We start from the raw sequence: 23253 nt of genomic DNA on the forward strand, positions 1-23253 counted from the left end.
GTTACTCACGCACGTCTACGCGGAGGCCAACCCCCATCGTGGAACTGAGCGTACACCGTTTAATAAAGACACCCTTGGCGGCCGCCGGGCGTGCTGACGCAATCGCCGCGATCACCGCATTGACATTGTCCTGAAGCTTAACGGCCTCAAATGACAGTTTCCCGAAGGGGACCTGCACGTTGCCGTTCCGGTCCATCCGATACTCCACGCGACCCGCCTTGCTCTCGCGGACCGCAAAGGCGGTATCATCCGAAACCGTGCCCGTTTTCGGATTTGGCATCAGACCGCGGGGGCCCAACACTTTACCGAGTTTGCGGACTTCCTTCATGGCTTCCGGCGTGGCAATGGCGATATCGAAATCCACCCAACCGCCCTTGACCTTTTCAATCAGATCCTCGTTACCGACGAATTCAGCACCGGCGGCCCGGGCCGCATCCGCTGCCGCCCCTGCCGCAAAAACGGCCACACGGACAGTTTTACCGGTCCCATGCGGGAGTGCCACGGTGCCACGGACGGTCTGATCCGTCTTCTTGGTGTCAACACCAAGCCGAATCGCGAGTTCGGCGGTTTCATCAAATTTGGCAATTTTATTTGCCTTCAGAAAGTCGATTGCCTCGGACACGGAGTAAACCTTGTCTTCGGTCTTTTCGGCTACCTTACGATATTTTTTACCGTGCGTCGCCATGGCTAACGAATTACCTCGATTCCCATGCTGCGAGCCGTCCCCTCAATCATGCGGGCGGCGTGGTTTTCGTCTGTCGCATTCAGATCGTTCATCTTCTGGCGCGCAATTTCCAGCACCTGCTGGGGCGTCACCTTGCCAACTTTATCGCGGTTCGGTTGGGCTGAACCCTTGGCCAATCCCGCAGACCGTTTCAACAAAGATGAGGCGGGCGGGCTCTTCGTGATAAACGTGAACGAGCGATCCTGGTACACGGTAATAATTACCGGAATCACCAAGCCCGCGCTATTCTGCGTGGCCGCGTTAAATTCTTTGCAAAACTGCATGATATTCACCCCGTGCTGGCCGAGTGCCGGCCCAACTGGGGGTGCCGGATTCGCCTGCCCGGCGGGAATCTGCAGCTTGATTTTTCCTGTTACTTTCTTTGCCATATCTTTTCCTCGACATCTGATCCGCGGGTTTCCCGCCAATCCGTTGGCTTACTGCCGTTCAACCTGCCAGTACTCCAGTTCCACGGGAGCCGTGCGACCAAAAATCGCAACCGACACCTTAAGCTTCCCGCGATCCGCATCCACTTCATCCACCGTCCCTGTGAAATTCATGAAGGGGCCATCCGTAATCTTGACCGTTTCACCGATGTCATAGATCACTTTCGGCTTGACCTTCTCTTTTTTCTCTTCCACCTGGAACAGCAACCGCTCCACTTCATCCGGCCGTAGAGGCGCCGGCCGATCTCCACCCACAAACCCGATCACCCCGGGGGTTTCCCGGATAAAGTACCAAACGGTCTCGATCACCTTGCGGTCATCCCCGTAGAGCGACATGCTCACGAGCACATAACCGGGAAAGAACTTCCGGGTAATGACGCTTTTGACCCCTTTTTTGGTCTCAGACACTTTTTCCGTGGGGATCAGCACCTGATCCACATAGCCGCGCATCTCTTCCTTGTCCAGGCGGCGCTCAATGCTTTCCTTGACCTTCGCCTCCTGGCCAGTCAACGTATGCAGAACAAACCATTGTTTTTCACTCATGAAAACCCCGGACTTGCTATAAGTTAGTGACGCGCCAGCAGGCCGATCGCCTGCCTCAGGACCACGTCGCAAAGACCCACGAACACGGCAAACAATACCACCGACAAGATCACCACCACCGTGGACTCGATCAATTCCCCGCGCGTCGGCCACGTGGATTTACGCAGCTCATTCTTCACGTCGGCAAGAAAGAACTTCGTCTTCTGAAAGCTGTCGGCTATTTTGCTCACAAGATTACTCCGCGCTGATTTGGCAGGCCAGGAGGGCATCGAACCCCCAACCTCCGGTTTTGGAGACCGGCGCTCTGCCAATTGAGCTACTGGCCTGTATCAGGCTAACCCTTAACGGGTCTCCTTATGCACCGTATGTTTCTTCTCGAAACGACAATACTTCTTAATCTCCATACGATCCGGAGTAAGCCGCTTGTTCTTCGTAGTGGTATAATTCCGCCGCTTGCACTCGGTGCAAGCGAGAGTGACCAGTTCCCTCGGCATTTCAAACCATCCTTATGGGCACGGGCGGCGAACCGCCCGGCCACCATTGTCCGACCGCAGCCGGACGATTAATTATTGCAGAATTTCAGACACGGTACCGGCACCCACCGTACGCCCACCCTCGCGGATAGCGAAGCGCATGGATTTCTCCATGGCGATCGGCGCAATCAACGTCACCGTCATGCTGATATTATCACCCGGCATCACCATTTCCACGCCGTCAGGCAGGGTAATGTCGCCCGTTACATCCGTTGTGCGGAAGTAGAACTGAGGGCGATAGCCCTTGAAGAACGGCGTATGACGACCCCCTTCTTCCTTGCTCAGCACATACACTTCGCACTTGAAGGTCGTATGAGGAGTGATGGAACCCGGCTTCGCCAACACCTGGCCGCGTTCGACATCTTCCTTCTTGGTGCTGCGGAGCAGGCAACCGACGTTATCGCCCGCCTGGCCCTGATCCAACAGCTTGCGGAACATCTCCACACCGGTGACGGTCGTCTTCACCGTCGGCTTCAGCCCGACGATCTCGACGTCTTCACCCACCTTGATGATCCCGCGCTCGATACGGCCGGTCACCACGGTGCCACGACCTTCGATGGAGAACACATCTTCAATTGAAAGCAGAAACGCCTGATCGATGACGCGGACGGGTTCCGGAATGAAGGTATCCAGCGCATTGATCAATTCCTTGATGCAATTGCAACCGGGATCATCGGCGGTGGTCGCCTTGATGGCCCCCAGGGCGCTCCCGCGGATAATCGGGGTATCGTCACCGGGATAGTCGTACTTGCTCAGCAATTCGCGAATCTCGAGCTCGACAAGGTCCAACAGCTCGGGATCATCCACCGTGTCCACCTTGTTCAGGAACACGACCACTTTCGGCACACCGACCTGACGGGCAAGCAAGATGTGCTCGCGGGTCTGAGGCATCGGACCGTCCGACGCGCTGACCACCAGGATGGCGCCATCCATCTGCGCCGCACCCGTGATCATGTTCTTGACATAGTCCGCATGCCCCGGACAGTCGACGTGGGCATAATGCCGGGCGTCAGAACTGTACTCGACGTGCGAGGTGGCAATGGTCAAAATTTTGGTGGGATCGCGACGACCCTGGGATTCCGAGGCCTTGGCAACCTGGTCATACTTGATATACGTGCTCAGCCCGCGCAGGGACTGCACATAAGTAAGGGCCGCCGTCAGTGTGGTCTTGCCATGGTCAACGTGCCCGATCGTACCTACATTCACATGCGGCTTGGTTCTGCTAAATGTTTCTTTCGCCATAGTCGTACTCCTAATTTATTCTCTTTTTCAGTTCCACTTTGACCAGCCAATCCGGTCATACTAAAATCATGGAGCCCACGAGCGGGATCGAACCGCTGACCTCGTCCTTACCAAGGACGTGCTCTACCAACTGAGCTACGGGGGCCTCGCGATTATTCCCTTTTAGCTTCCAACAAACACAAAAAGACGACTTCCTGTTGCCTTCATCAAATCCGACAACGGGAAATTCGCTCCCTGCCACGTTATTCACGTTCAACTTATGGACTCATTCACCCAAAAACAGACCGCAGACGCTACCATAAGCCGGATTTCTGTCAACAGGATAATTTTCTTTTTTAATTTTTTAGATTTTAGCCGGCGTCGCCCTTCGTCATTAACCAGGCCTCACCTCGACGGGCCGGGTAATGGTGGTGAAGTACATTTCGCCACTTTCCGCATTCCGGATATCGAAATCCTCCACATGCCGTCCGGGATCTGCCCGGAAGCTCAAATAGCCCGCAAACTTGCTTTCCAGATTCATGAGGATCGCCTCATCCTCCTTGCGGAGCCGTTCCAGCACTGTGGGATGGACCACAATCTGCAGCTTCCGGTTCTGCCCGGCATCCTTGAACCGGCGCATCAGCGCCACGATCTGCCGCTGGATCTCCACACTCATGGAGAGCGGGGACTTGACGCTTCCCTTCCCCTTGCAGTAGGGGCAATCCACAAACATCGAGGAGAGGACGCCTTCATCCACGCGTTGCCGCGTCATCTCGAGCAAGCCGAGATGCGAAATCTGCAGGACATTGGTTTTGGCCTTATCGCGGTGCAGGGCGTCCTTGATCGTCTTGTACACGGCATTCCGGTTCTTTTTCTGCTTCATGTCGATGAAGTCGACCACAATCAACCCGCCGACATTGCGCAGCCGGAGCTGACGGGCCACTTCCTCGGCCGCCTCGGTATTGACCTCAAAGATCACATCCTCCTGCGTCTGGGCCCCCTTGTGCCGGCCGGTATTCACGTCCACCGAGATCAAGGCCTCGGTTTCCTCAAAGATAATGTAACCGCCGGACTTCAGCATCACCTTGCGGGCAAAGGCGTTCTCCAGCTGGCGTTCAATGTTGAAGTGGTCGAAAATCGGGGCCGCCCCCTCGTACTGCTGGATACGGGACCGGACGCGACGCGAGATCTTCGAAGCCAGATCCTTGATCTTCTCCACCTTGACCGGATCATCCACCACAATGCGGTCAATGTCCTCCGTCAACCAATCACGCACCACGCGCTCCACCAGATCCAGTTCTTCGTACAGGCAGCAAGGCGCAGGCGTCTCCTTGATGCCGCGGCTGATCTCTCCCCACACATCCACCATCGCCCGCATGTCGCGGACAAAACTACGCTGCTGGGCGCCCATGCCCGCGGTACGGATAATCATCCCGACCCCCTCCGGCGAGGGCAGGCGGGCCAGCACCTTTTTCAGGCGCAGCCGCTCTTTTTCATCCTCAATCTTCCGCGAGACCCCCTTCAGGTTGCTCCCGGGCAGCATCACCAGATACCGGCCCGGAATGCTCAGATTGGCCGTCACGCGCGGGCCCTTGGTACTGATCGGCCCCTTGGTGACTTGAACCACAATTTCCGACCCGATCGGGAACATGCGCGCGATTTCCGCGCTCGTGTGCCGCTTTTTCTTGGTCATGTTGCGGATCGTAATGTCTTCCGCCGCCTCCAACCGGGCGGCATCCTCGGGGATCATGTCCCAATAATGCAGGAAGGCATTTTTCTTGAGACCAATGTCCACAAAGGCGGCCTGCAGGCCGTCTTCAAGGTTTTTGATCACCCCCTTGTAGATCCCGCCCACAATGCGCTCCTCGCTGGGGTGCTCCACCTGGAACTCCTCCAGTTTCCCGTTCTCAAGCACCGCCACGCGGGTCTCAAGACTCTCGGCATTAATCACAATTTCGCGCTTAAAACTCTTTCTTCCAAACTTAAATCCAAACATCCCACACATCCTTTCCTGACAACGGTCACGTTCCCGGCCGCCGCACATACACACTTTGTATCAAACCTAAAGCAAACAGCGTAATCACCATAAATGTTCCACCGTAGCTGACCAGCGGCAGGGGGATCCCCACCACCGGCAGCACCCCGATCGTCATCGCCATATTAATAAATGCATGGGTGAACACCATCATGACAATCCCCACACACAATACCCGCCCCATCTTATCACGCGCCACCATGGCCGCGTATAAGCCGCAGAGCACCAGTCCTCCATACAGCGTCAGCACTCCCAGTGCCCCTATAAACCCCAGCTCCTCCGTAATCACGGAAAAAATAAAATCCGTGGGCGCCACCGTACGCGGCAGGAACCCGAGGATATTCTGCGTTCCCCCCAAAAACCCTTTACCCGTGAGGCCACCCGACCCCACAGCAATTTCCGACTGGCGTTTATTCCATCCGCTCCCCATCGGGTCCTTACCGGGCTGAAGAAACACCTCAATCCGGTCACGCTGATAGTCGCTCAGCCGGATGGCATTGAAGAACTGCTCCTGATGCTCCGGCGACATTCCCATCTTTTCGGGCAACGCCACCGCGGCCAGCACCAACAGCACCGCCACCACGCCGCTCACCCCCATGACCACCAGCGGTTTGATGCGGGTCCCCGCGACAAACATCATCGCCACCAGCACCGGCAGATAGACCAGGGCGCTTCCCAGGTCAGGCTCTTTCATGACCAGCGCCATGGGAATTCCCGCCAGCAGGAACAGCCGCCACAGAGGGGGAAGCCGGGCAAACTTCTCCGCCGCCGGACTCAGCAGGCAGGCGCTCAGCGTGATCACCGCTAACTTGCCGATCTCGGACGGCTGCACCCCCACCCCCATAAACATCAGCCAGCGCCGGGCCCCATAGATGCGAGTCCCGAAAAAGAGCACCGCCACCAGCAGCACTACCGCCACGATATAAAAAAGCCACGAGACATCCCGTAACCGGCGGTAGTCGAACAGCGTGGTGCCAAAATAACACACCAGCCCCGCCAAGGCCCATTTGATCTGTTTGGCATACAAATCCACAGTGGCATCCTCACGCATCAGGGTGGCACTATAGATGAAGCAGACTCCCACCGAGATCAACCCGATAATCATCAGGAGCATGACCCAGTTCATGCGGCGCAGCAGTTTAAGGTGTGAGGCCAGCGCACTCATCCCTCCCCCTCCCCTGAACCTTCAGACACCTTGAATATCCCCATCATGAGGTCATGCAGACGTGGCCCCACCGTAAACCCGCCCGACACGGCATCATCCACCACCATGGCCACGGCATAACGCGGCTTGTCATAGGGGGCAAACAAAATCATCCACCCGTGCTTCTTCCGGTCTTCTTTCTCCCCGTACTCCGCAGTCCCCGTCTTGCCCGCCATCTCAATGCCCGGGATGCTGGCCCGCTTCCCGGTCCCGGTGGGAGCCATCACGACATCATGCATGCCTCTCCGCACCAGTTGCATGGTCTCAGGGGCAATGGGCAGATGCCGCACCTGGGTCACCGGATAATTGGTCAAGGTATTCCCCGCCACATCGGTCAGGCCCAATACCAGCCGTGGCCGGAACACATCCCCGCCATTGGCCAGGGTGGCGGCCACCACCGCCATCTGCAACGGGGTCACCGCGAGCGCGCCCTGTCCGATCGAGAAATTACAGGTATCGCCATTCCGCCAGTCATCGTGCCAGTATTTCTGTTTCCATTCCGGGGTCGGCACAATCCCGGCCGCCTCCCGATCGAGCTCGATTCCCGTCTTCTCACCCAAACCGAACAATTTTGCCAGGTCGGAGATCGCCTCATTCCCGCATTTCAGGCCAATGGTGATGAAATAGGTGTTACAGGACTGTTCAATCCCCCGCCTCAGATCAACCACCCCGTGTCCATTGGGATTCCAGCATTTCATAGCCTTATTCCCGACCATAAAGTAACCCGGACAGGTCACGGTGGTTGCCGCCGAGACGGACTCGCTATTCAAGGCCGCCAGGGCTGTTACCGGCTTGAATATGCTGCCGGGGGCATACACTTCTGCCACCGCCTTATTCAGCATGGGCTTGGCCGGATCGTTATTGAGCTGCTCCCAGAGCGCCTTCGGGAAGACCGGCATCAGCTGGTTGGGGTTAAATGACGGAGAGCTGGCCAACGCCAGTACATCCCCATTCGAGGGATCCAACACTACGACCGCCCCGGGGACATCCCGAATCGCCGCTTCCGCCAGGCCCTGAATCCGGGAATCAATCGCCAGAATCAGATTGGCCCCCGGGGCGGCGACCTTATCCGTCCGCTCCGCACGTTTCAGGCCAGAGGCATCAATGCGCACCAATTGCTCCCCGGGTTCCCCCAGCATCATTTTATTGAACTGACGCTCGAGACCCATTTTTCCATCCATTTCGGGAAGATAATATTGGAAGCCATCCATATCCGCGGCGGAAAAGTCCGTTTTCCCCACATATCCCAGCAAATGGGCGGCCGATTCCCCCTTCGGATACACCCGGTTGGGCTCCACATAAATATCGACCCCCTTCATATCCACCGATGACTCCGCCAGTCGCGCCAAGGCGGCGGGATCGAGGCTCCGCCAGGCCACCAGCGGCAGCGGGAGCCGGCGCCGGATATGGGTCCAGATATCCTCCTCGGTGATGATGGCTTTCCGCCCCATCAGCCCCTTCAGCTCCCCGATCCGGCGCTGCACCTCTGTCACGGTGTTTTTCCAGCGTCCCGGCTGGCGCAGATCTTCCAGATTGAAGGCCAGGCAGTAGCAGGGCTGGTTATCAGCCAGGCACACCTGATTCCGGTCAAAAATCCGCCCACGCGGGGCCGGAAGCCGGATCCGCCTTACACTTTGCTTGTGCAGGCTTGCCTCAAACTCAGGCCGTCGGGATACCTGAAGGTCAAACAGCATCGCGGCCAGCAGGAGCAGCAGACCCAGCATGATGAGCAGCACCATCCTGATGCGTTTCACCTCTAACAGTATGGTTTCCCCTGCGTCCATTTACCGCTCCCCCACATAGGTCAGGCCCACGTGACGCTCAAGCATCGCGGCCGACCACCACACCAAGGGGGCAACCCCAAGTCCCAGCAGCGCAGTGCCGCCCATTTTGAGGGCGACCCACCACACCGGGATGGCATCCGCAAGAGAGTTAAGGCTCAACATCAAATACAACCCCAGTGTCGTCAGGGCGCCCAGGCTGGCCCCCAATATGGCCACCGTAAACAAACTATCCCCGAACAGTTTCTCGCGTGTCTCCGCCAGAAACACCCCGAATATCACAAAACAAAGCGAGGAATAGCCCACCGGCAGCAGACTCATCGAATCCTGAATAATCCCGGCCAGGATGGCGGCGGTCACCGCCGTCCCGCGGGGATGGGCCAGGGCATAATAGAGCGCCACGGCCATCAGGAAGGGCGGCTTGGAAAGCCCCAACCAGGCCGATGCAGGGATCAGGCTCTGCAAGAGCCCGCCTACCAGCAATAAAAAAATCATGATTGCAGCTGTCATCTCAATAATCTCACGGTCCCGTCACCACTAACACCCGCTGGAGCCGGGCGAGGTCAGCGGCCGGCTCGACCTCCGCCACTTGGAAAAGCCCGGTGTCATCCAGCCGGACCCCGACCACCCGCCCAACGACCAGGCCGGCAGGAAACACCCCCCCGAACCCCGACGACACCACCATTTCCCCTGCCTTTATTTCCAGATCTTTCCGGATGTAATCCACCCGGGCCGGGCTCGGCATACACAGCACCCCGAAACGGTGTTCGCCCCTCAGGGAAATCCCGCCCCCCTGAAGAATCCCGAATGACCCATCCTGCTCAAACCGCACGGACACCTTGAAGGAGCGATCCGAAATCAACAGGACGTCGCAGGTGTGGCCATTCACCTCAATGATGCGCCCGACCAGACCCTCCGGAGTGATCACCGGCATATCCGCCGCAAGGCCCTCGTTCCGCCCCTTGTCGAGGCGGATGGTCTGCCACCAGCCATACCCGTCATCACGGGCGATCACCTCACAGGCCACCGTCCGCAGGTTCGATTGCTTTTTGAAGCCGGTCAGGGTACGTAATTCCCCGTTTTCACGCATGACACCATCCAGTCCGCGGAGCTGAGCCCTCAGCACGCCCACCTCCTTGGCCAACTGGTCGCGCTCTTGTATCACCTCACTGATATTGCCGACCGCGGAGGAGGTCTGGTGAACGCGCGACACAAAGCGGGTGACCCCGCCCTGATAGGTGGCCATGCTTCCACGAAAGAAGCCCCGCAATGAAGACGACACGGACGACGGCAGGTTCAGGAGAACCAGGAAAAAGGTCGCCAGCACCACTCCTAAAACAAATGTACGATCCCTCACGTCAAAAAACCCCTCATCCCATCACCCCTCGGGGTGTGTTTAAACCTGAACCAGCATTGGACGAGAAGAGTCGTTCGAGAGAAGATCAGTATGTGCGCTGTTCCCCGGTGGCGATACGGCGCAGCACGTTGAGCTCAGAGAGCACCACGCCTGTCCCTTCAGCCACCGCGCTCAGCGGGTCATCGGTGCGATGGACCGGCAGGCCGGTATGTTCGGCAATCAGCAGATCAATCCCCCGCAGGAGCGATCCACCACCGGACATCACCATACCGCGATCCACCAAATCGGCGGCAAGTTCAGGCGGACAACGTTCCAAGGTCACCCGGATGGCATCCAGAATGGATGACAGCGGCTCCTGGAGCGCCTCCCTGATTTCCTCTGAGGTTACCGTGAGGGTCTTGGGTAGACCACAGACAAGATCCCGTCCCTTGACCTCCATGGTCAATTCCTCCGCCAGCGGGTATGCGGAACCGATCTTCATCTTGATAGCCTCAGCCGTTCGTTCACCGATCATCAAATTGTAAACCCGTTTCATATACTGGGCGATGAATTCGTCCATCTCATCGCCACCGACGCGAACGCTGCGACAGAACACAATGCCAGCCAGCGAGATCAGCGCCACCTCAGTGGTACCACCCCCGATGTCCACAATCATGTTCCCGGCCGGTTCCTGTACAGGTAACCCGACCCCGATCGCCGCCGCCATCGGCTCCTCAATCAAATACACTTCACGCGCCCCGGCGTGCATGGCCGAATCCTTGACCGCACGCTTCTCAACTTCTGTAATTCCACTGGGCACCGCAATAATCACTCGCGGCCGCACCATCGTGCGTCGATTATGAACCCTGCGGATGAAATACTTCAACATCGCCTCGGTAATCTCAAAATCCGCGATCACGCCCGCCTTCATGGGGCGAATCGCTACAATCCCCCCCGGGGTGCGCCCCAACATCTGCTTGGCTTCCTCACCCACCGCTAACACCCGGCGGGTGCCGGCCTGAATGGCAACCACCGATGGCTCACGGAGCACAATGCCCCGGTCTTTCACAAATACCAGGGTATTGGCTGTGCCCAGATCGATCCCAATATCTTCAGAAAACAGCCCAAGCAAGAAATTTAACATAGCGGTTCCTTATTCCAACACGTCATCCTGAAGCCTTTTAAGACAACATTTGGTGAGTAATCTGCGGAAATCAACCCGCCCCGTCAAGCAGTAAACCATTTGCGGATCAACATTAAGTGACCAATCAGTCCTCGGCCACCAAAACAGGCCAATCCGTAGCCCGTTCATACACATAATCTTAAAACCCGCTACTACACCAGGAAAAGGGAAAATTAAGGTTAAAATCAGGAAGGGGCTTGCATCGCCACCACGAGCGCAGAGAGGTCCTGCAACCGGTCGCCTAGACTGGCGGGTTGCAGTGTGCACAACCGGCGGGCGTGGGGGTGAGCCTCCAGGTCAAACCGTGCGCGAACGAGATCCAGCCAGGAGGCCCCGATATGCCGGGCGAGACTGCCAAGCAGAATCACGTCAGGAAACAGGGTGTCGGCCAGATTGGCGCAAACCTGACCGGTCGCTTCGGCATGAATGCGAATCACCTCCTGAGCCCCAAGGTCACCTTTTGCGGCCCGCTCGACCACTTCCTTCGGGGAAAACGTCTGCCCCAGCTTCCACTGGGCCAACAGACCCAATCCCATCCCTGAACAGTACGCCTCATTGCTTCCCACTTTGCCGAACGCCTCCGGACCATCAGGCGCAAACCGCGCGTGCCCAATTTCAATGGAGTGTCCGCCAGCTCCCCTGTAAATCTTGCCATCAATAATGATCCCCGCGCCGAAACCGGTACCACAGGTGAGATAGATCAGGCTGTGGCAGCCCCGCCAGCCACCCCAGGTATATTCGGCCAGCGCACAGGCCGCAGCGTCATGCGCGACATACACCGGGATCCCAAGCGCCTGTTCCAGGCGTGCCTTCAAGGGCACCTTATCCCACCCCGGTAGGTGCGGTGGGGACAACACAATGCCGTTGAGCGCATCCAGCGGCCCACCGATTGAGACCCCCACCGAGGTGACGGCCGGGGCACTTTTCGCATACGCCAGAAAATCGGCGAGCATTGCCTCCGGCCCCCGCTCAACCCGTGACGGCCATTCGTGACGCTCCAGAACCTCACCTGCGGCATTACCGAGCACTCCCGCGCACTTGGTCCCCCCCACATCGAATCCCAGGAAAAGTTCGCGGGAACGTTCCGCCTTGTATCCTTCTAGGCTCATCCTTCAAAATCCTCCCAAAATAGTGCGGCCGGCTTCATCGGTCGTGATGTTCATCGGATAGCCCCCTTTATTGCGGAAGAGTTGCGGTTGACCCCTTTTGAATCCGGCTAATGGTCGCCTCCAGCTTGGCAACAGACGCTGACTGGATCGCACGCAAGTGTTTGTGAGGCACATGAGGTAACCCAAACCGCTGCTTCAGTTCCATCTGGATTCTCACCATCAGATGGGCGGTCATTTCCGCATCCGCCATGGCGCGATGATGCACCCCGCTGTCCGGGAGCCGGAGATAGCGCACCAAGGTCCCCAGTTTGTGATTAGGTGACTGCGGGAAAAGACGACGCGCCACCCGCATGGAACAGGCAAACTCCTGACACCGTGCCCGCTGGATCCAGGCCAACTCCGCATCCCAGAACTTGCTATCAAAAGCGGCATTGTGCGCCACCATGGGATGGGGGCCGATAAAGTCAGCGGCCGCCGCCATCACCTCGGCCACCGGCGGCGCATTCCGCACCATGGCATTGCTGATCCCCGTCAACTGCTCGATAAACCCGGACACATACACTCCGGCATTCATCAGGCTTTGAAAGCGCCCCACGATCTCGCCCCCCTGGATCAACACGACGGCGATTTCCGTCGCCCGGTCGCCCATCGCCGGCGAAATGCCCGTCGTCTCAAAGTCAATCACGGCCATGGTTTCAAACTCTGTCATGCCGTTCACTTTAACGCTAACCTCGTTACTCACCAAACAAAAACAGTTGTTAAGTTGCCCCCCTGATGGTCATAATGAAAGCCATGAATGCTTACCCATGGATCAAAGGCCTTCTGGCCATCCCGGCCCTGCTCTGCGGCTCATGCACCTTGAATAGCGATAAACCCGATGGATCCGGCACCATCGAGTGCACCCAGATCCGGCTGGCCCCTGAAGTGCCGGGCCGCATCACCTCGCTCCTGATCCAGGAAGGCACCCCCCTCACCAACGGGCAGAGGGTGGCCACCCTTGACCCCCTGACCTACCAGCTCCGCTGTGACGAAGCCCGCGCCGCCCTCGCCCAGGCGCAGGCCCAACGGGACCTGATGCTGGCCGGGAGCCGGGATGAGGACATCCAGCGGGCCCGGGCCCAAGTACGGGAAGCCAAAGCCTCCGCGGAGGCCGCCGCCACCGATGCCCAACGCATGGAGATCCTGCTCGCTCAAAACAGCACTACCCGGAAACAGCGGGACGATGCCGTCACCAGCCTGGAGCGAACCACCGCCATTCTGGCCGCCGCCGAACAGCAATTGAACCGCCTCGTCAAGGGCAACCGGCAGGAAGAAATCCGCGCCACCCAGGCGGCCGTTGAATTAGCCCAAGCCCGGCTTGGACAAGCCGAGAAGGCGCTCTCCGACTGCACCGTAAAAACCACGGCCTCCGGCACGATCACTACCAAAAATGTCGAACAGGGCGAAATGGTGATGGCGGGCACCCCCCTGGCCACCCTGTCGCAATTGAATGAAGTCTGGCTCTCGCTCTACCTTCCTGAAACCCGGCTTCCCACGGTAAAACTCGGACAGAAGGCTTACATCAAGGTGGATGGCGACCCCTTGCGGTACGAAGGCCTGATCACATTCATCTCATCTGAAGCCGAATTTACGCCCCGCAATGTGCAAACCCCCGACGAACGCACCAAACTGGTGTATCGCATCAAAATCACCCTGCCAAACCCAAACCATGTTTTCAAGCCGGGCATGCCCGCCGATGGGTATCTTTAAGACAGAAGACTGAATCCTTCTTATGCAAGATGCCGCCATAGAAACACACAATCTGGGCCGTTCCTTCGGTGCCGTGGAGGCGGTAAAGGGGCTGACGCTTTCTATTCAACGCGGAACCTTCTTCGGGTTGATCGGGCCGGATGGCGCCGGAAAATCCACCACCCTGCGATTATTATGCGGCATCCTCACGCCCACGGCAGGTGACGGACGCATCCTCGGCCTCGATCTTCGTAGCGAGACGGAGGCCATCAAGGCCCGGATCGGCTACCTCTCCCAGGCCTTCACCCTCTATGGGGATCTGACGGTGGACGAAAATATCGAGTTTTTCGCCGACCTCCACGGGGTGGCGCACTTCGAACGGCATCGGCAGGAACTCCTGGCCTTCACCCGGCTGGACCCCTTTCGCACCCGACTGGCCGCCGCCCTGTCCGGCGGCATGAAGAAAAAACTGGCCCTCGCCTGTGCCCTGATTCACACGCCTGAAATCCTGTTTCTCGATGAACCCTCCACCGGGGTGGATCCGGTCTCACGCGGGGAATTCTGGACCATCCTCCAGTCGCTCCTCGCCCGCGACATCACCATCATCATGACCACCCCCTATCTCGACGAGGCCGAGCGCTGCCATCAGATCGCCCTGATGCACGCCGGGAACGTCATCCGGGTGGACACCCCCACGGCCGTGAAGGACGACCTCCGCGGCCGTATGTATTCGATTGTCGGTAACCAATCCCTGACCGCCGTACATCAGATCCTGAAACAGCGCTGGCCGCCCACCGCCCTGGTGCGATACGGGGATCGGCTGCATTTTTTTGCCGCCCGCGGGGATGCCGAAGTCCACGAGGCCCAAACCTGGCTGACCCAAAACGGGCAGGCCGGCATGCAATTCCACGCCATTGAACCCTCACTTGAAGATGTCTTTGTCTCCCTGATGAGCAGCCCACAAGAAGGACCCCGTTCATGAAAATCTTCTGTTTAAGCCTCTTTATTTTTCTTCCCTTCCTCATCCCGTTTGCCCATGCCGAAACCACAACCAACATCCTGTCGCCCGAGACCGTTGTGCAACGGGCCCTGGCCTATCACCCCGCCCTCAAAGGCCGGAACGAAGAGCTTCACATGGCCACCGCCCGGCGCCTGGAGGCCGACGCGGGACTGAAGCCCCGCCTGGATGCCCGCGCCCAGGCCCTGCACTTTGAGGGGTTGGAAAACAGCCCGGTCGCCCCGGGCGGGATCACCCTCCCGGTCGTTGAGGACCAGTACACCGCGTCCATCGGGATTACTCAGCCCCTCTACACGGGTGGCCGCGTCAGCCAGCAACGGAAAAGCGCCCGCTATCAGGAGGCCGCCACCTATCAGACCACGGTCGCCACGGCGGCTGATATCACGCTTAATACCCTGACCGTCTACTGGCAATGGAGCAAAGCGCTTGCCCAGATTGACGCCTTCCAGACCGCCGTCGTCCGGACAGAGACGCAACTCGCAGATACCCGGAACCTGAAACAGGCCGGGTTGGCGACCGATAACGATCTTCTGGCCAATGAGGTACTGCTCGATCAGATCCAGCTCCAGCTTCAATCCGCCCGTCAACAGGAGGAACTGAGCCGGATCCAGTTAACTCAATTGACCGGAGAGAAACCGGCCGCCGGTCAGACCCCGCTGACCCCGGATGGCCTTAGCACGGCCTGGAGTCCCACCTTGGAGGATGCCCTGGGCATCGCCCTTTCAAACCGTCCGGAATTAGCCAGCCTCCGGATGAACTCCCAGGCCAGCGCCGCCCTCATCGAGGTGGCACGGGCAGAGGCACGCCCTCAACTCGCCTTGGTGGCACGCTATGAGCAGGGGAACCCTAACCCTCACGACTTCCCCCCTGAAGACACCTGGAAGGATGATGCCTTCATCGGGGCCGCCCTGACGTGGAATCTGTTTGATGGCGGCCTGACCCGCGCCCGGACGGCCGAAGCCCGGGCGAAGGCCGCGCGTGACGACTATGATACCCGGGCGCTCTGCGAATCCATCATCGCCGAAACCCGCGCGGCATTCCTGTCCGTGGAATATACCCTCGCCCAACGCAGCACCTCGAGACATGCGGAAATGAGCGCCACCCGGAACCTGCAGGTCGCCACGGATCTATGGAAAAACGGGGCCGCACGCCACTCCGATGTTCTTGACGCACAGGCCAAATTAACCGGCACCACCGCGCAGCGCATCGCCGCAGAAGCCGATGTACTGATTGCCGAGGCCCGCTTGCACCATGCGATTCACTGGCCGCCCTATCCGGATGACACTCAAAGGAACCTATCCCGCTGAAAACGCCCGACCATGCCATTGAAATTGAAAGCCTGACCAAGCGCTTTGGCACGTTCACGGCCGTGGACCGGATCTCCTTCACAGTCGAGCATGGCGAGATCTTCGGCTTTTTGGGGCCCAATGGCGCAGGGAAATCGACGACCATCCGCATGCTTTGCGGGCTGCTCTCCTCCTCCGCCGGCACGGCCCGGGTCAATGGCTTCGACATCAACCGCCAACCGGACCAGGTCCGGGAAAACATCGGCTATATGTCACAGAAATTCAGCCTCTATAAAGACCTGACGGTCGTGGAAAACATCTGTTTCTTTGGCGGCGTCTATGGCCTTGACGGGAGCGAACTCCGGCACCAGATGGACACGGTCATCGCCATGGCCGGCTTGGCAGGACTCGAACACCGCCTGACCGGGGTGTTGTCGGGGGCCTTGCAACAGCGGCTGGCGCTCGGGTGCGCCATTTTGCACAGCCCACCTATTCTGTTCCTGGACGAGCCCACCAGCGGCGTGGACCCCGTGTCGCGCCGCCTGTTCTGGGACCTGATCCATACGCTTTCGACCCAAGGCACCACCGTCCTGATCACCACCCACTTCATGGACGAAGCCGAATTCTGTGGCCGCCTCGGCTTTATCAACGGCGGCAAACTGATTGCCCTGGATACCCCCACTCAAATCAAGCGCCAAACGAATTCACCCACACTGGAAGAAGCCTTCATCAGGCTGGCGAAACAGGATTCAGAATGAAACAAACCAAACTAAATTCTCCCCACTGCCCACTGCTTACTGCCTACTGCTTACTGTTCACTCACTAACTATGCGTCGATTCCTGGCCATTTTAAAAAAGGAGTTCCGGCAGATACGCCGGGACCCGCTGTCGTTGGGGCTCCTGCTCTTTGTGCCGGCCATGCTGCTCGGGCTGTATGGCTATGCGCTTTCATTCGACGTCAAACATATCCGCATTGCCATGCTGGACGAGGACCGCACGCCGGAAAGCCGCGCCTTTCAGGACAGCCTGTTCCAGAACCCGTATTTCGACAAAATTGCCACCCTGAACCGGACGGGGGAAGTGAAAGACTGGCTGGATCGCGGACGGGTTCGCGCCGTTCTGATCATTCCCCGCGGCTATGCCCGAACACTCGCGCAAGGTGCACCCGCCCACGTTCAGGCGCTGGTCGATGCCAGCGACGCCAATACCGCCGCCACCACCATCGGCTATCTCGAGGCCCTGGCAGACCGCATGACCCGGAAACTCCGGACCCAGACCCTGCAACAGGCCGGTCTCCCTAACGCGCTTCCCATCGTCACCCTGGAGCCCCGCATCTGGTTCAATCCCGAGCTCCAGAGCGCCAAGTTTCTCATTCCCGGCCTGATCGGGCTCTTGCTGATGCTCTCCTGCGTCGTGGCCACTTCGGTCTCCATTGTGCGTGAAAAAGAGCGCGAAACCATGGAGCAGATCATGGTCTCCCCGATCCGGCCGGAGGAGCTGATTCTGGGAAAACTCCTGCCTTATGTCGTCGTCGGGGTCGGCACCATGGTTGCCGTACTGTTCCTGGGGTATGTTTTTTTCGACATTGTGATTAAAGGCTCCTATCTGCTCTTGAGCCTCACCACGCTGATGTTCCTGTTCGCAGCGCTGGGAATGGGCGTCTTGATCTCCACCATCACCCGGACTCAGCAGATGGCGTTCCAGGTAGCCGTCCTCACCTCCATGCTGCCGGCCATTATTCTGTCAGGCTTCATCTTCCCCATCCAGAACATGCCGCTTCTCATTCAAGGTATCACCCATTTCATCATCCCCCGCTACTTCGTTGCCGCCCTGCGCCAGATCATTCTCAAGGACGCCTCGTTTCTGGATGTCCTTCCGCATCTGCTAGGCATGCTGATCCTCGGCCTCCTCTTCAACCTGCTGGCCGCCTGGCGCCTGCGGAAGACGCTCTGAACCCAGCGGGCGCTGCCCCCTTGCATTTCATAATATCCAGTGTTAATAAGCTTTAGCATGAGCTCGACACCAACCATTAACGACGTGGCCAAGGCCGCTGGGGTCTCCCTGTCGGCGGTCTCATTTGTGCTTAACGGGAAGGCTGGCAAGTACCGGATCAGCCCCACCACTCAAGCCCGTATCCGCACCGCTATCACCCAACTGGGATTCAAACCCGATCAGATCGCCATCAGCAAGGCCCATGGCGAACATCAACCTCACCCCATTGAGGCGACTCCTGTTGAACCCATCGCCCAGCCGGTCGTGGAGGAGATACCCCCACCGGAACCCGAGATTGCCATCGAGAACGTGCCACCGGGAATCGAGGTGGATGCCGACGTCCCGGCGGCATCAGCGCCCGAGGCGGATCCTTCCATTTCAACACCGGTGTTCACACCCGCAGAGACGCACGCAATAACGCCTGAAGTGACGGCCCCTGCTCCAGAAACCCCTCACCTAAATCCTCTCCCTCAAGGGGAGAGGACAGATGGGATTCAGGAAGGAACACCTCCACCGGCCACACCGTCACCAGTCAACATCGCGATTGAAACCCCGACGCAGGAACCCCCGCCCCCAGTCCCTCCGCCAAATTTCGACCAACAACCCAACAACTCAACAGCCGCTTCCCCTGAATCCAACCTGGAGCCAACCCCTATCCCGGACCCGGCCCCCGTTGTCGCGCCGACTCCCACACAACCAGAAGCCACACCGCCCCCCGCACCGGAACCGGAACCGCCGCCAGAATCAGTACTGCCTGAGGTGCCCACAGCAGTGACAGAGGCCGAGATACTGACCTCTCAGGAAGAACTTTCCGACACACAAACTGAGGCAGCACCTGCGACGGAATTACCGGCACCACCTTGACCGGCCGATGTCACCACGCCGCCGTCATAATGGCATACTCTCTCGGAACCCCCGGAAGGCCCCCACGCACGTACACGTGGGCCTTCTATCTCCACCCCAACAACCGCGAAGTCATCAGACTGACCGTTCTTCGCTGCTCAAATCTGTTTTTTTCCGTATGCCGCACGCCCCTCAGCAACGGCCAAGGTCCCTTGGGATGACGGAGCGAGTTCGAAATGGCCAGCCACAACGCCTGGTACGGTGATATCCTCGTCCAAGGTCTCCCACCGTAATGCATAGCCATTGAGCCGAAGCGAGACTTTCTTTAATTGCGCGTCCGAAGCATCGCGAAGGCGTATGAACCGGTCAGCGGGGAAGCCAAAGATGCGACCATCCGTTAGTTCCAGAAAAATCCTGCGCCCTTCAACCCAGACGCGAACGGCCAACGCTTCTACTTGTTGTGAGGCTTTAACCGCCATGGTTTTCATTGTATTTCTCCTTCAAGTACCCGGCATGTTCATAAACTAACCGCTCAATCTGCCGAACGGTTTCCGCACGAAGCCCTTTGTTTCCTGCCAGCTCCACCGGCTCCAGCCAGAACTTACACTCCCCGTCAGCCGTGGCGACATGAATATGCGGCGGCTCACCACGTTCATCGGAATAGAAATGAAATCTGAACCGGCCAATCCTCAACACCGTCGGCACCGCATACCATCCTCCAAGTTACTCATCGTCTCAAGCCAACATTATGACAGAGGTCGCGTTGTCCTGTCTATCCTCTGCACTAACGATTTTCTTATCATCGAAAGGGTGAATCCAGCATCTGCCCTACAACACCAAGCATCACATCATCCAATATCCATAAGCTTTAGCAGGAGGTCTGCCCCCTGCGGTGAGACGACAGCGGAGTCTGGCATTCTGGCTCCAGGAACGGGCCGGACTTTGATCAGAGAGGGCGAGAAGGAATACTCAGGCCCGCCGGCGCAGGGCATGCCTGGCGAGGACGAGAACTCCGAGGCCGAACAGCGCGAAAGTCGAGGGCTCGGGAACGGCCACGGCCGTGATCGACATCCGCAAAGGGGCCGACAGCGCGCCGCCATCGGTCCATGTTGCCCCAAAATCAACGCTTTTTAACGATTGAGGCGGACCAACGCCGAGAGTTGAAAGGGTCCAGCTTCCGGATTGAACCGAAAAATAGGGACCGAACGGATCCCCGTAATTAACGTTTTCCCGCCACTGCCCACCTCCGTTATCAACGCCCGTCACGATCCCGTCACGATGAAGTAGCTGGTGTCAGCACTCAGGCTCACGTTTCCCGTAAAGACCTTGGGATAATTGGCGTCAACGAGGGAAAGTCGGTCGATTTTCACCAGCGGAGCGTAATTCGGGGATCCGCTCACGCTCCAAACTTCCATAAAAAGGGTGCCGGCGGGGTTGAAGTCCTCAATCTCCGCAGTCACTTCGGTCAAGGTATACCCCGACCCATCGGTTGTGATCGGGGTTGCGTACCATGACGACGAGGAAAGGACACGCTGGACCACCTGCATTCCGGGAGTGGGATCCGGGAAGCGGTTATCCAGGGAAAGTCCGGCGTTCGCCACCCACCAAGGAGCAATCAGAAGAACAAAAAACAATGGAAGAAGGTTTGTTTTCATAAATTTAGAGTGCGGTAAAATCCCCGCAACCAATTCCCCTTTCTGTTGTCTAAACTCACATTAGAACCGGTACGAGACACCCACTGAGATCACGGGATAGAACTGGAAGGCACTGGCATCATCCTGGATATCAGCGACCTCTTTCGCCAGCGCCTGGTTTACATAGGGTTGCAAGGCGGGATCAGAGGCGGTGGCGCTGGCCTCCACTTTCGGTTCACCCTGGAACATGACGCCGAAGTCACAGGCGAAGTGCCATCGCCCATCAGCCCCCACCGCATTGCCGTAGCCAAACCCCAGATAGGGCGCCCATTCGCTAAACGTCACCTGCCCACTCAGGGCACTTAGATCATAGGCCTGCCCGTCCAAGGTCACGCTATCGTTCAGATTCGCCTTCAGGTTAAACTTGTTCTTATTGATCAAGGCACCGCCCGTCACCCGGAACCCGCCCCCAAACACATGCAGGTCCACCAGCGGGCCATAAGAAAGCCAGTCGAGATCAGTGTTGATCGTTCCCTCATCCCGCTCGATGGATGGCCCGGCACTCATCATGTTGACACCAAAGCGGAAGCCCAGGTAATCATTGACCCCCACCGTGGCCTCCAGGCCCGCACCCAATGTGCCCGCCTTCACCGTCAACCCCAGGCCGCCCGCAGACGCCGGGGTGCTCTTTGCCGGGGGATTACCCGCCACAACGGGCTTCGTAGGGGCTACCGCCGCCGGCTTCGTCACGGCCGTGGTCGTCTTCACAGGAGCCGCTACCGGCGCAACCGACTTCGCGACCGACTTCACCGTCGATGTGGCCGGCTTCACAGGTGTTACCGCCAACCCCACAGGGGCCGCCGTCAATTCGATTGCCACACCCAGCGCCATAAACCCAGCTATAATCAAACATCGTTTCACAGTAAACTCCTTTAAACGCACATCGTTGCCCGGACAATAGCAGGCTCTCTCCGCTTCAGCAACTCAACAACAAAGGGGACTTGCCTTCAACACCGGGATACCTATACTGACCTTCAGGCATAACCGTTATAGCTGGTATCAACCTGAAAACAAGGAGCCAAACCATGAACCCTATCAGTCGAATGATTCTTTTGTCCCTCTGCCTGACGTCCGTTTCCGGAATGGCCCAGACACCCCAAAAAGGAAAACCATCAACCCAGCCCCCCCTGACGGGAAGCCTCCAGGCGGGAGCCGGCTACTGGCTGGGAAATGCCACTTATTCCATCGGCGGGTCGGCGTGGACCCCCGAGGAGGGTTCCATTCAGTTGCCCGACAAGATCAGTGAACTTAAATTCCCGCTGAACGTAGCTTACGGATCTGTAGGGGGCAGCCTGATCTGGAACGGAAACCTTGAAATATTCGGGAATTTGATGATGAACCTGACAGAGCCTTCCTCCAAAATGGAAGATTCGGACTGGGGCGTGATCGACGATTCAGGCTCGCTGGACATTTATTCCGAATCCGATGCCGAACTCAACGCCGTAACAGCCGATGGCGGCCTGCGCTACTGGCTCCACCCGGCCCCCTCCGCCACTCGCGCCACCTGGTCCCTCGGCGTGGGGCCGAGCCTGCTATACCAGCATTTAGACTGGACGATCAGCAATGTGGATCAATGGTACCCATCCCAGCCCGACTTGGCGCACGACACCCAGAGCGGCGTGGTCGCCACCTATAACGCCGATATTGTGATGCCGTATCTGGATGCCTGCGTGCTGGTAAAATTCAAACAGTTCTCCGGACGCGGTGAAATCGGCTTTGGCCCGGCGCTCGTCCGGGATGAAGATGACCATATCCTCCGGCAGAAGCGTTCGACCGCCACCATGGCCGGCATCGGCGCCAAAGGGGCCGCCGAACTCCGCTACGACCTGACGCGCCACCTGTTTGTGCTCGGGCGTATCGAGATGCTTGCAATCCAGGCCTCCGGCACCTCAACCGACAAGGGGTATGGCAGCGAGCTCGCCGGATACTATGCTGAAATCGACGAGGAGTTCTCTCTGAATGCGCTCACCGGCGGCCTGACCGTCGGGTATGCCTTCTAACCTCAGGCACAGGATAATTAACAGGGACATTGGTCACTATTTAGATCACAAAATAACTGTTTGATTCATCATCATCCATATGCATAATCTCCACTCTAACAACGAGAAGGAGTATCCTATGATTAATTTAAACGAGTTATGTTCAGATGATCTAAAAAAAATCATGCTGCTCCGGCAGAAGATTGAGCTGTTGGAAACCGAAATGGCGGCGATCCTCAAGAAGGCCGAAAAGCGCCCCACCCCCTTAAGCGTGACCGTCCGCAACATGCGGCTTCCCCGCAAAGCCCAACCGAGTTTGCGCCAGATGATCAGCAACATCCTGGTCGAAGCCGGCAAACCCCTGTCGGTTCATGAAATCTATGACGCCAGCCTGGCGGGTGGCTACCAGTGGCGCTCTCAAGATCCGATTAACGCCCTGAATGTGAAAATGTATACCGACCGCTCTTTCAAAAAGGATTCCCCGGGCTTGTTCGTGCTCCGTAATCCTGAAAAAGCCAAAGCCTAACTCTTTCCCCATACGAATTTGGACAGAATGTACAAAATGAAACAAAATTAATTTTGTGTATTCTGTTGATTC

General features: G+C 58.0%; 27 protein-coding genes and 2 tRNA genes. 8 read left to right on the top strand and 21 right to left on the bottom strand.

What is annotated here, in order from left to right; all coding sequences use genetic code 11:
• Position 1: 1 nt before the first annotated feature.
• From rplA to WCS52_06630, 16 genes are all read right to left on the bottom strand, one after another.
• Positions 2-685 (bottom strand): 50S ribosomal protein L1, encoded by a 684-nt coding sequence (rplA, locus tag WCS52_06555; protein MEI6166838.1) that lies wholly within the window; start codon positions 683-685, stop codon positions 2-4.
• A 2-nt stretch (positions 686-687) separates the two neighbouring features.
• Positions 688-1113, bottom strand: a complete 426-nt coding sequence (gene rplK, locus WCS52_06560) for a 50S ribosomal protein L11 (protein MEI6166839.1) — start codon at positions 1111-1113, stop codon at positions 688-690.
• A gap of 48 nt (positions 1114-1161) precedes the next feature.
• Entirely contained in the window at positions 1162-1713 is a 552-nt protein-coding gene (gene nusG, locus WCS52_06565; GenBank protein MEI6166840.1) for a transcription termination/antitermination protein NusG, read from the bottom strand.
• Between the two features lie 23 nt (positions 1714-1736).
• Positions 1737-1943, bottom strand: a complete 207-nt coding sequence (gene secE / locus WCS52_06570; protein ID MEI6166841.1) for a preprotein translocase subunit SecE — start codon at positions 1941-1943, stop codon at positions 1737-1739.
• A gap of 20 nt (positions 1944-1963) precedes the next feature.
• A tRNA-Trp gene (locus tag WCS52_06575) sits at positions 1964-2039 on the bottom strand.
• 15 nt (positions 2040-2054) lie between these two features.
• Positions 2055-2207, bottom strand: a complete 153-nt coding sequence (gene rpmG / locus WCS52_06580; protein MEI6166842.1) for a 50S ribosomal protein L33 — start codon at positions 2205-2207, stop codon at positions 2055-2057.
• Positions 2208-2279: 72 nt separating this feature from the next.
• Positions 2280-3488: an elongation factor Tu gene (tuf, locus tag WCS52_06585; protein ID MEI6166843.1), complete on the bottom strand. Its 1209-nt coding sequence runs from the start codon at positions 3486-3488 to the stop codon at positions 2280-2282.
• Between the two features lie 69 nt (positions 3489-3557).
• Positions 3558-3633 (bottom strand) — tRNA-Thr (locus tag WCS52_06590).
• 228 nt (positions 3634-3861) lie between these two features.
• Positions 3862-5463: an Rne/Rng family ribonuclease gene (locus WCS52_06595; protein ID MEI6166844.1), complete on the bottom strand. Its 1602-nt coding sequence runs from the start codon at positions 5461-5463 to the stop codon at positions 3862-3864.
• A 25-nt stretch (positions 5464-5488) separates the two neighbouring features.
• The gene (rodA, locus tag WCS52_06600) at positions 5489-6667 is read right to left on the bottom strand and encodes a rod shape-determining protein RodA (GenBank protein ID MEI6166845.1); all 1179 of its coding nucleotides are present in this window, start codon (positions 6665-6667) and stop codon (positions 5489-5491) included.
• Positions 6664-8490, bottom strand: a complete 1827-nt coding sequence (gene mrdA, locus WCS52_06605; GenBank protein ID MEI6166846.1) for a penicillin-binding protein 2 — start codon at positions 8488-8490, stop codon at positions 6664-6666. The genes rodA and mrdA overlap by 4 nt, the downstream gene beginning before the upstream one ends.
• The gene (mreD, locus tag WCS52_06610; GenBank protein ID MEI6166847.1) at positions 8491-8997 is read right to left on the bottom strand and encodes a rod shape-determining protein MreD; all 507 of its coding nucleotides are present in this window, start codon (positions 8995-8997) and stop codon (positions 8491-8493) included.
• Positions 8998-9007: 10 nt separating this feature from the next.
• A complete protein-coding gene (gene mreC, locus WCS52_06615; protein MEI6166848.1) occupies positions 9008-9844 on the bottom strand; it encodes a rod shape-determining protein MreC in 837 nt (278 codons plus the stop codon).
• Between the two features lie 85 nt (positions 9845-9929).
• Positions 9930-10967: a rod shape-determining protein gene (locus tag WCS52_06620; GenBank protein ID MEI6166849.1), complete on the bottom strand. Its 1038-nt coding sequence runs from the start codon at positions 10965-10967 to the stop codon at positions 9930-9932.
• Positions 10968-11191: 224 nt separating this feature from the next.
• On the bottom strand, positions 11192-12115 hold the full coding sequence (locus tag WCS52_06625) for an ROK family protein (GenBank protein MEI6166850.1): 924 nt from the start codon (positions 12113-12115) through the stop codon (positions 11192-11194).
• 67 nt (positions 12116-12182) lie between these two features.
• A complete protein-coding gene (locus WCS52_06630) occupies positions 12183-12824 on the bottom strand; it encodes a 3'-5' exonuclease (GenBank protein ID MEI6166851.1) in 642 nt (213 codons plus the stop codon).
• Between the two features lie 83 nt (positions 12825-12907).
• Here WCS52_06630 and WCS52_06635 point away from each other — a divergent pair, with 83 nt between their 5' ends.
• The 6 genes from WCS52_06635 to WCS52_06660 all read left to right on the top strand — a co-directional run bounded on the left by WCS52_06635 (position 12908) and on the right by WCS52_06660 (position 19003).
• Positions 12908-13864 carry an efflux RND transporter periplasmic adaptor subunit gene (locus tag WCS52_06635; GenBank protein MEI6166852.1) on the top strand — a complete coding sequence of 319 codons (957 nt, stop codon included), beginning with the start codon at positions 12908-12910 and terminating at the stop codon, positions 13862-13864.
• A 22-nt stretch (positions 13865-13886) separates the two neighbouring features.
• Entirely contained in the window at positions 13887-14825 is a 939-nt protein-coding gene (locus WCS52_06640; GenBank protein ID MEI6166853.1) for an ABC transporter ATP-binding protein, read from the top strand.
• Complete coding sequence (locus WCS52_06645; GenBank protein ID MEI6166854.1) at positions 14822-16168, top strand: TolC family protein; 1347 nt, start codon at positions 14822-14824, stop codon at positions 16166-16168. Before WCS52_06640 ends, WCS52_06645 begins: the two co-directional genes overlap by 4 nt.
• A 62-nt stretch (positions 16169-16230) precedes the next feature.
• Complete coding sequence (locus tag WCS52_06650; GenBank protein ID MEI6166855.1) at positions 16231-16905, top strand: ABC transporter ATP-binding protein; 675 nt, start codon at positions 16231-16233, stop codon at positions 16903-16905.
• 70 nt (positions 16906-16975) lie between these two features.
• Positions 16976-18100: an ABC transporter permease gene (locus tag WCS52_06655; GenBank protein MEI6166856.1), complete on the top strand. Its 1125-nt coding sequence runs from the start codon at positions 16976-16978 to the stop codon at positions 18098-18100.
• A gap of 57 nt (positions 18101-18157) precedes the next feature.
• Positions 18158-19003, top strand: a complete 846-nt coding sequence (locus tag WCS52_06660; protein MEI6166857.1) for a helix-turn-helix domain-containing protein — start codon at positions 18158-18160, stop codon at positions 19001-19003.
• 137 nt (positions 19004-19140) lie between these two features.
• Here WCS52_06660 and WCS52_06665 read toward each other — a convergent pair whose 3' ends face one another.
• From WCS52_06665 to WCS52_06685, 5 genes are all read right to left on the bottom strand, one after another.
• Positions 19141-19470, bottom strand: a complete 330-nt coding sequence (locus WCS52_06665) for a DUF2442 domain-containing protein (GenBank protein MEI6166858.1) — start codon at positions 19468-19470, stop codon at positions 19141-19143.
• Entirely contained in the window at positions 19451-19687 is a 237-nt protein-coding gene (locus tag WCS52_06670; GenBank protein MEI6166859.1) for a DUF4160 domain-containing protein, read from the bottom strand. Before WCS52_06670 ends, WCS52_06665 begins: the two co-directional genes overlap by 20 nt.
• A gap of 264 nt (positions 19688-19951) precedes the next feature.
• Entirely contained in the window at positions 19952-20248 is a 297-nt protein-coding gene (locus tag WCS52_06675; GenBank protein ID MEI6166860.1) for a PEP-CTERM sorting domain-containing protein, read from the bottom strand.
• Positions 20245-20637 carry a choice-of-anchor R domain-containing protein gene (locus WCS52_06680; GenBank protein ID MEI6166861.1) on the bottom strand — a complete coding sequence of 131 codons (393 nt, stop codon included), beginning with the start codon at positions 20635-20637 and terminating at the stop codon, positions 20245-20247. Before WCS52_06680 ends, WCS52_06675 begins: the two co-directional genes overlap by 4 nt.
• A gap of 60 nt (positions 20638-20697) precedes the next feature.
• Positions 20698-21537 (bottom strand): hypothetical protein, encoded by an 840-nt coding sequence (locus WCS52_06685; GenBank protein MEI6166862.1) that lies wholly within the window; start codon positions 21535-21537, stop codon positions 20698-20700.
• Positions 21538-21701: 164 nt separating this feature from the next.
• Between WCS52_06685 and WCS52_06690 the strand changes: the two genes are divergently transcribed.
• Complete coding sequence (locus WCS52_06690; GenBank protein MEI6166863.1) at positions 21702-22676, top strand: hypothetical protein; 975 nt, start codon at positions 21702-21704, stop codon at positions 22674-22676.
• A gap of 118 nt (positions 22677-22794) precedes the next feature.
• On the top strand, positions 22795-23181 hold the full coding sequence (locus tag WCS52_06695) for a hypothetical protein (GenBank protein MEI6166864.1): 387 nt from the start codon (positions 22795-22797) through the stop codon (positions 23179-23181).
• Positions 23182-23253 lie beyond the last annotated feature (72 nt).

This window comes from bacterium (assembly GCA_037128595.1).
Taxonomy (GTDB): Bacteria; Verrucomicrobiota; Kiritimatiellia; order CAIKKV01; family CAITUY01; genus JAABPW01.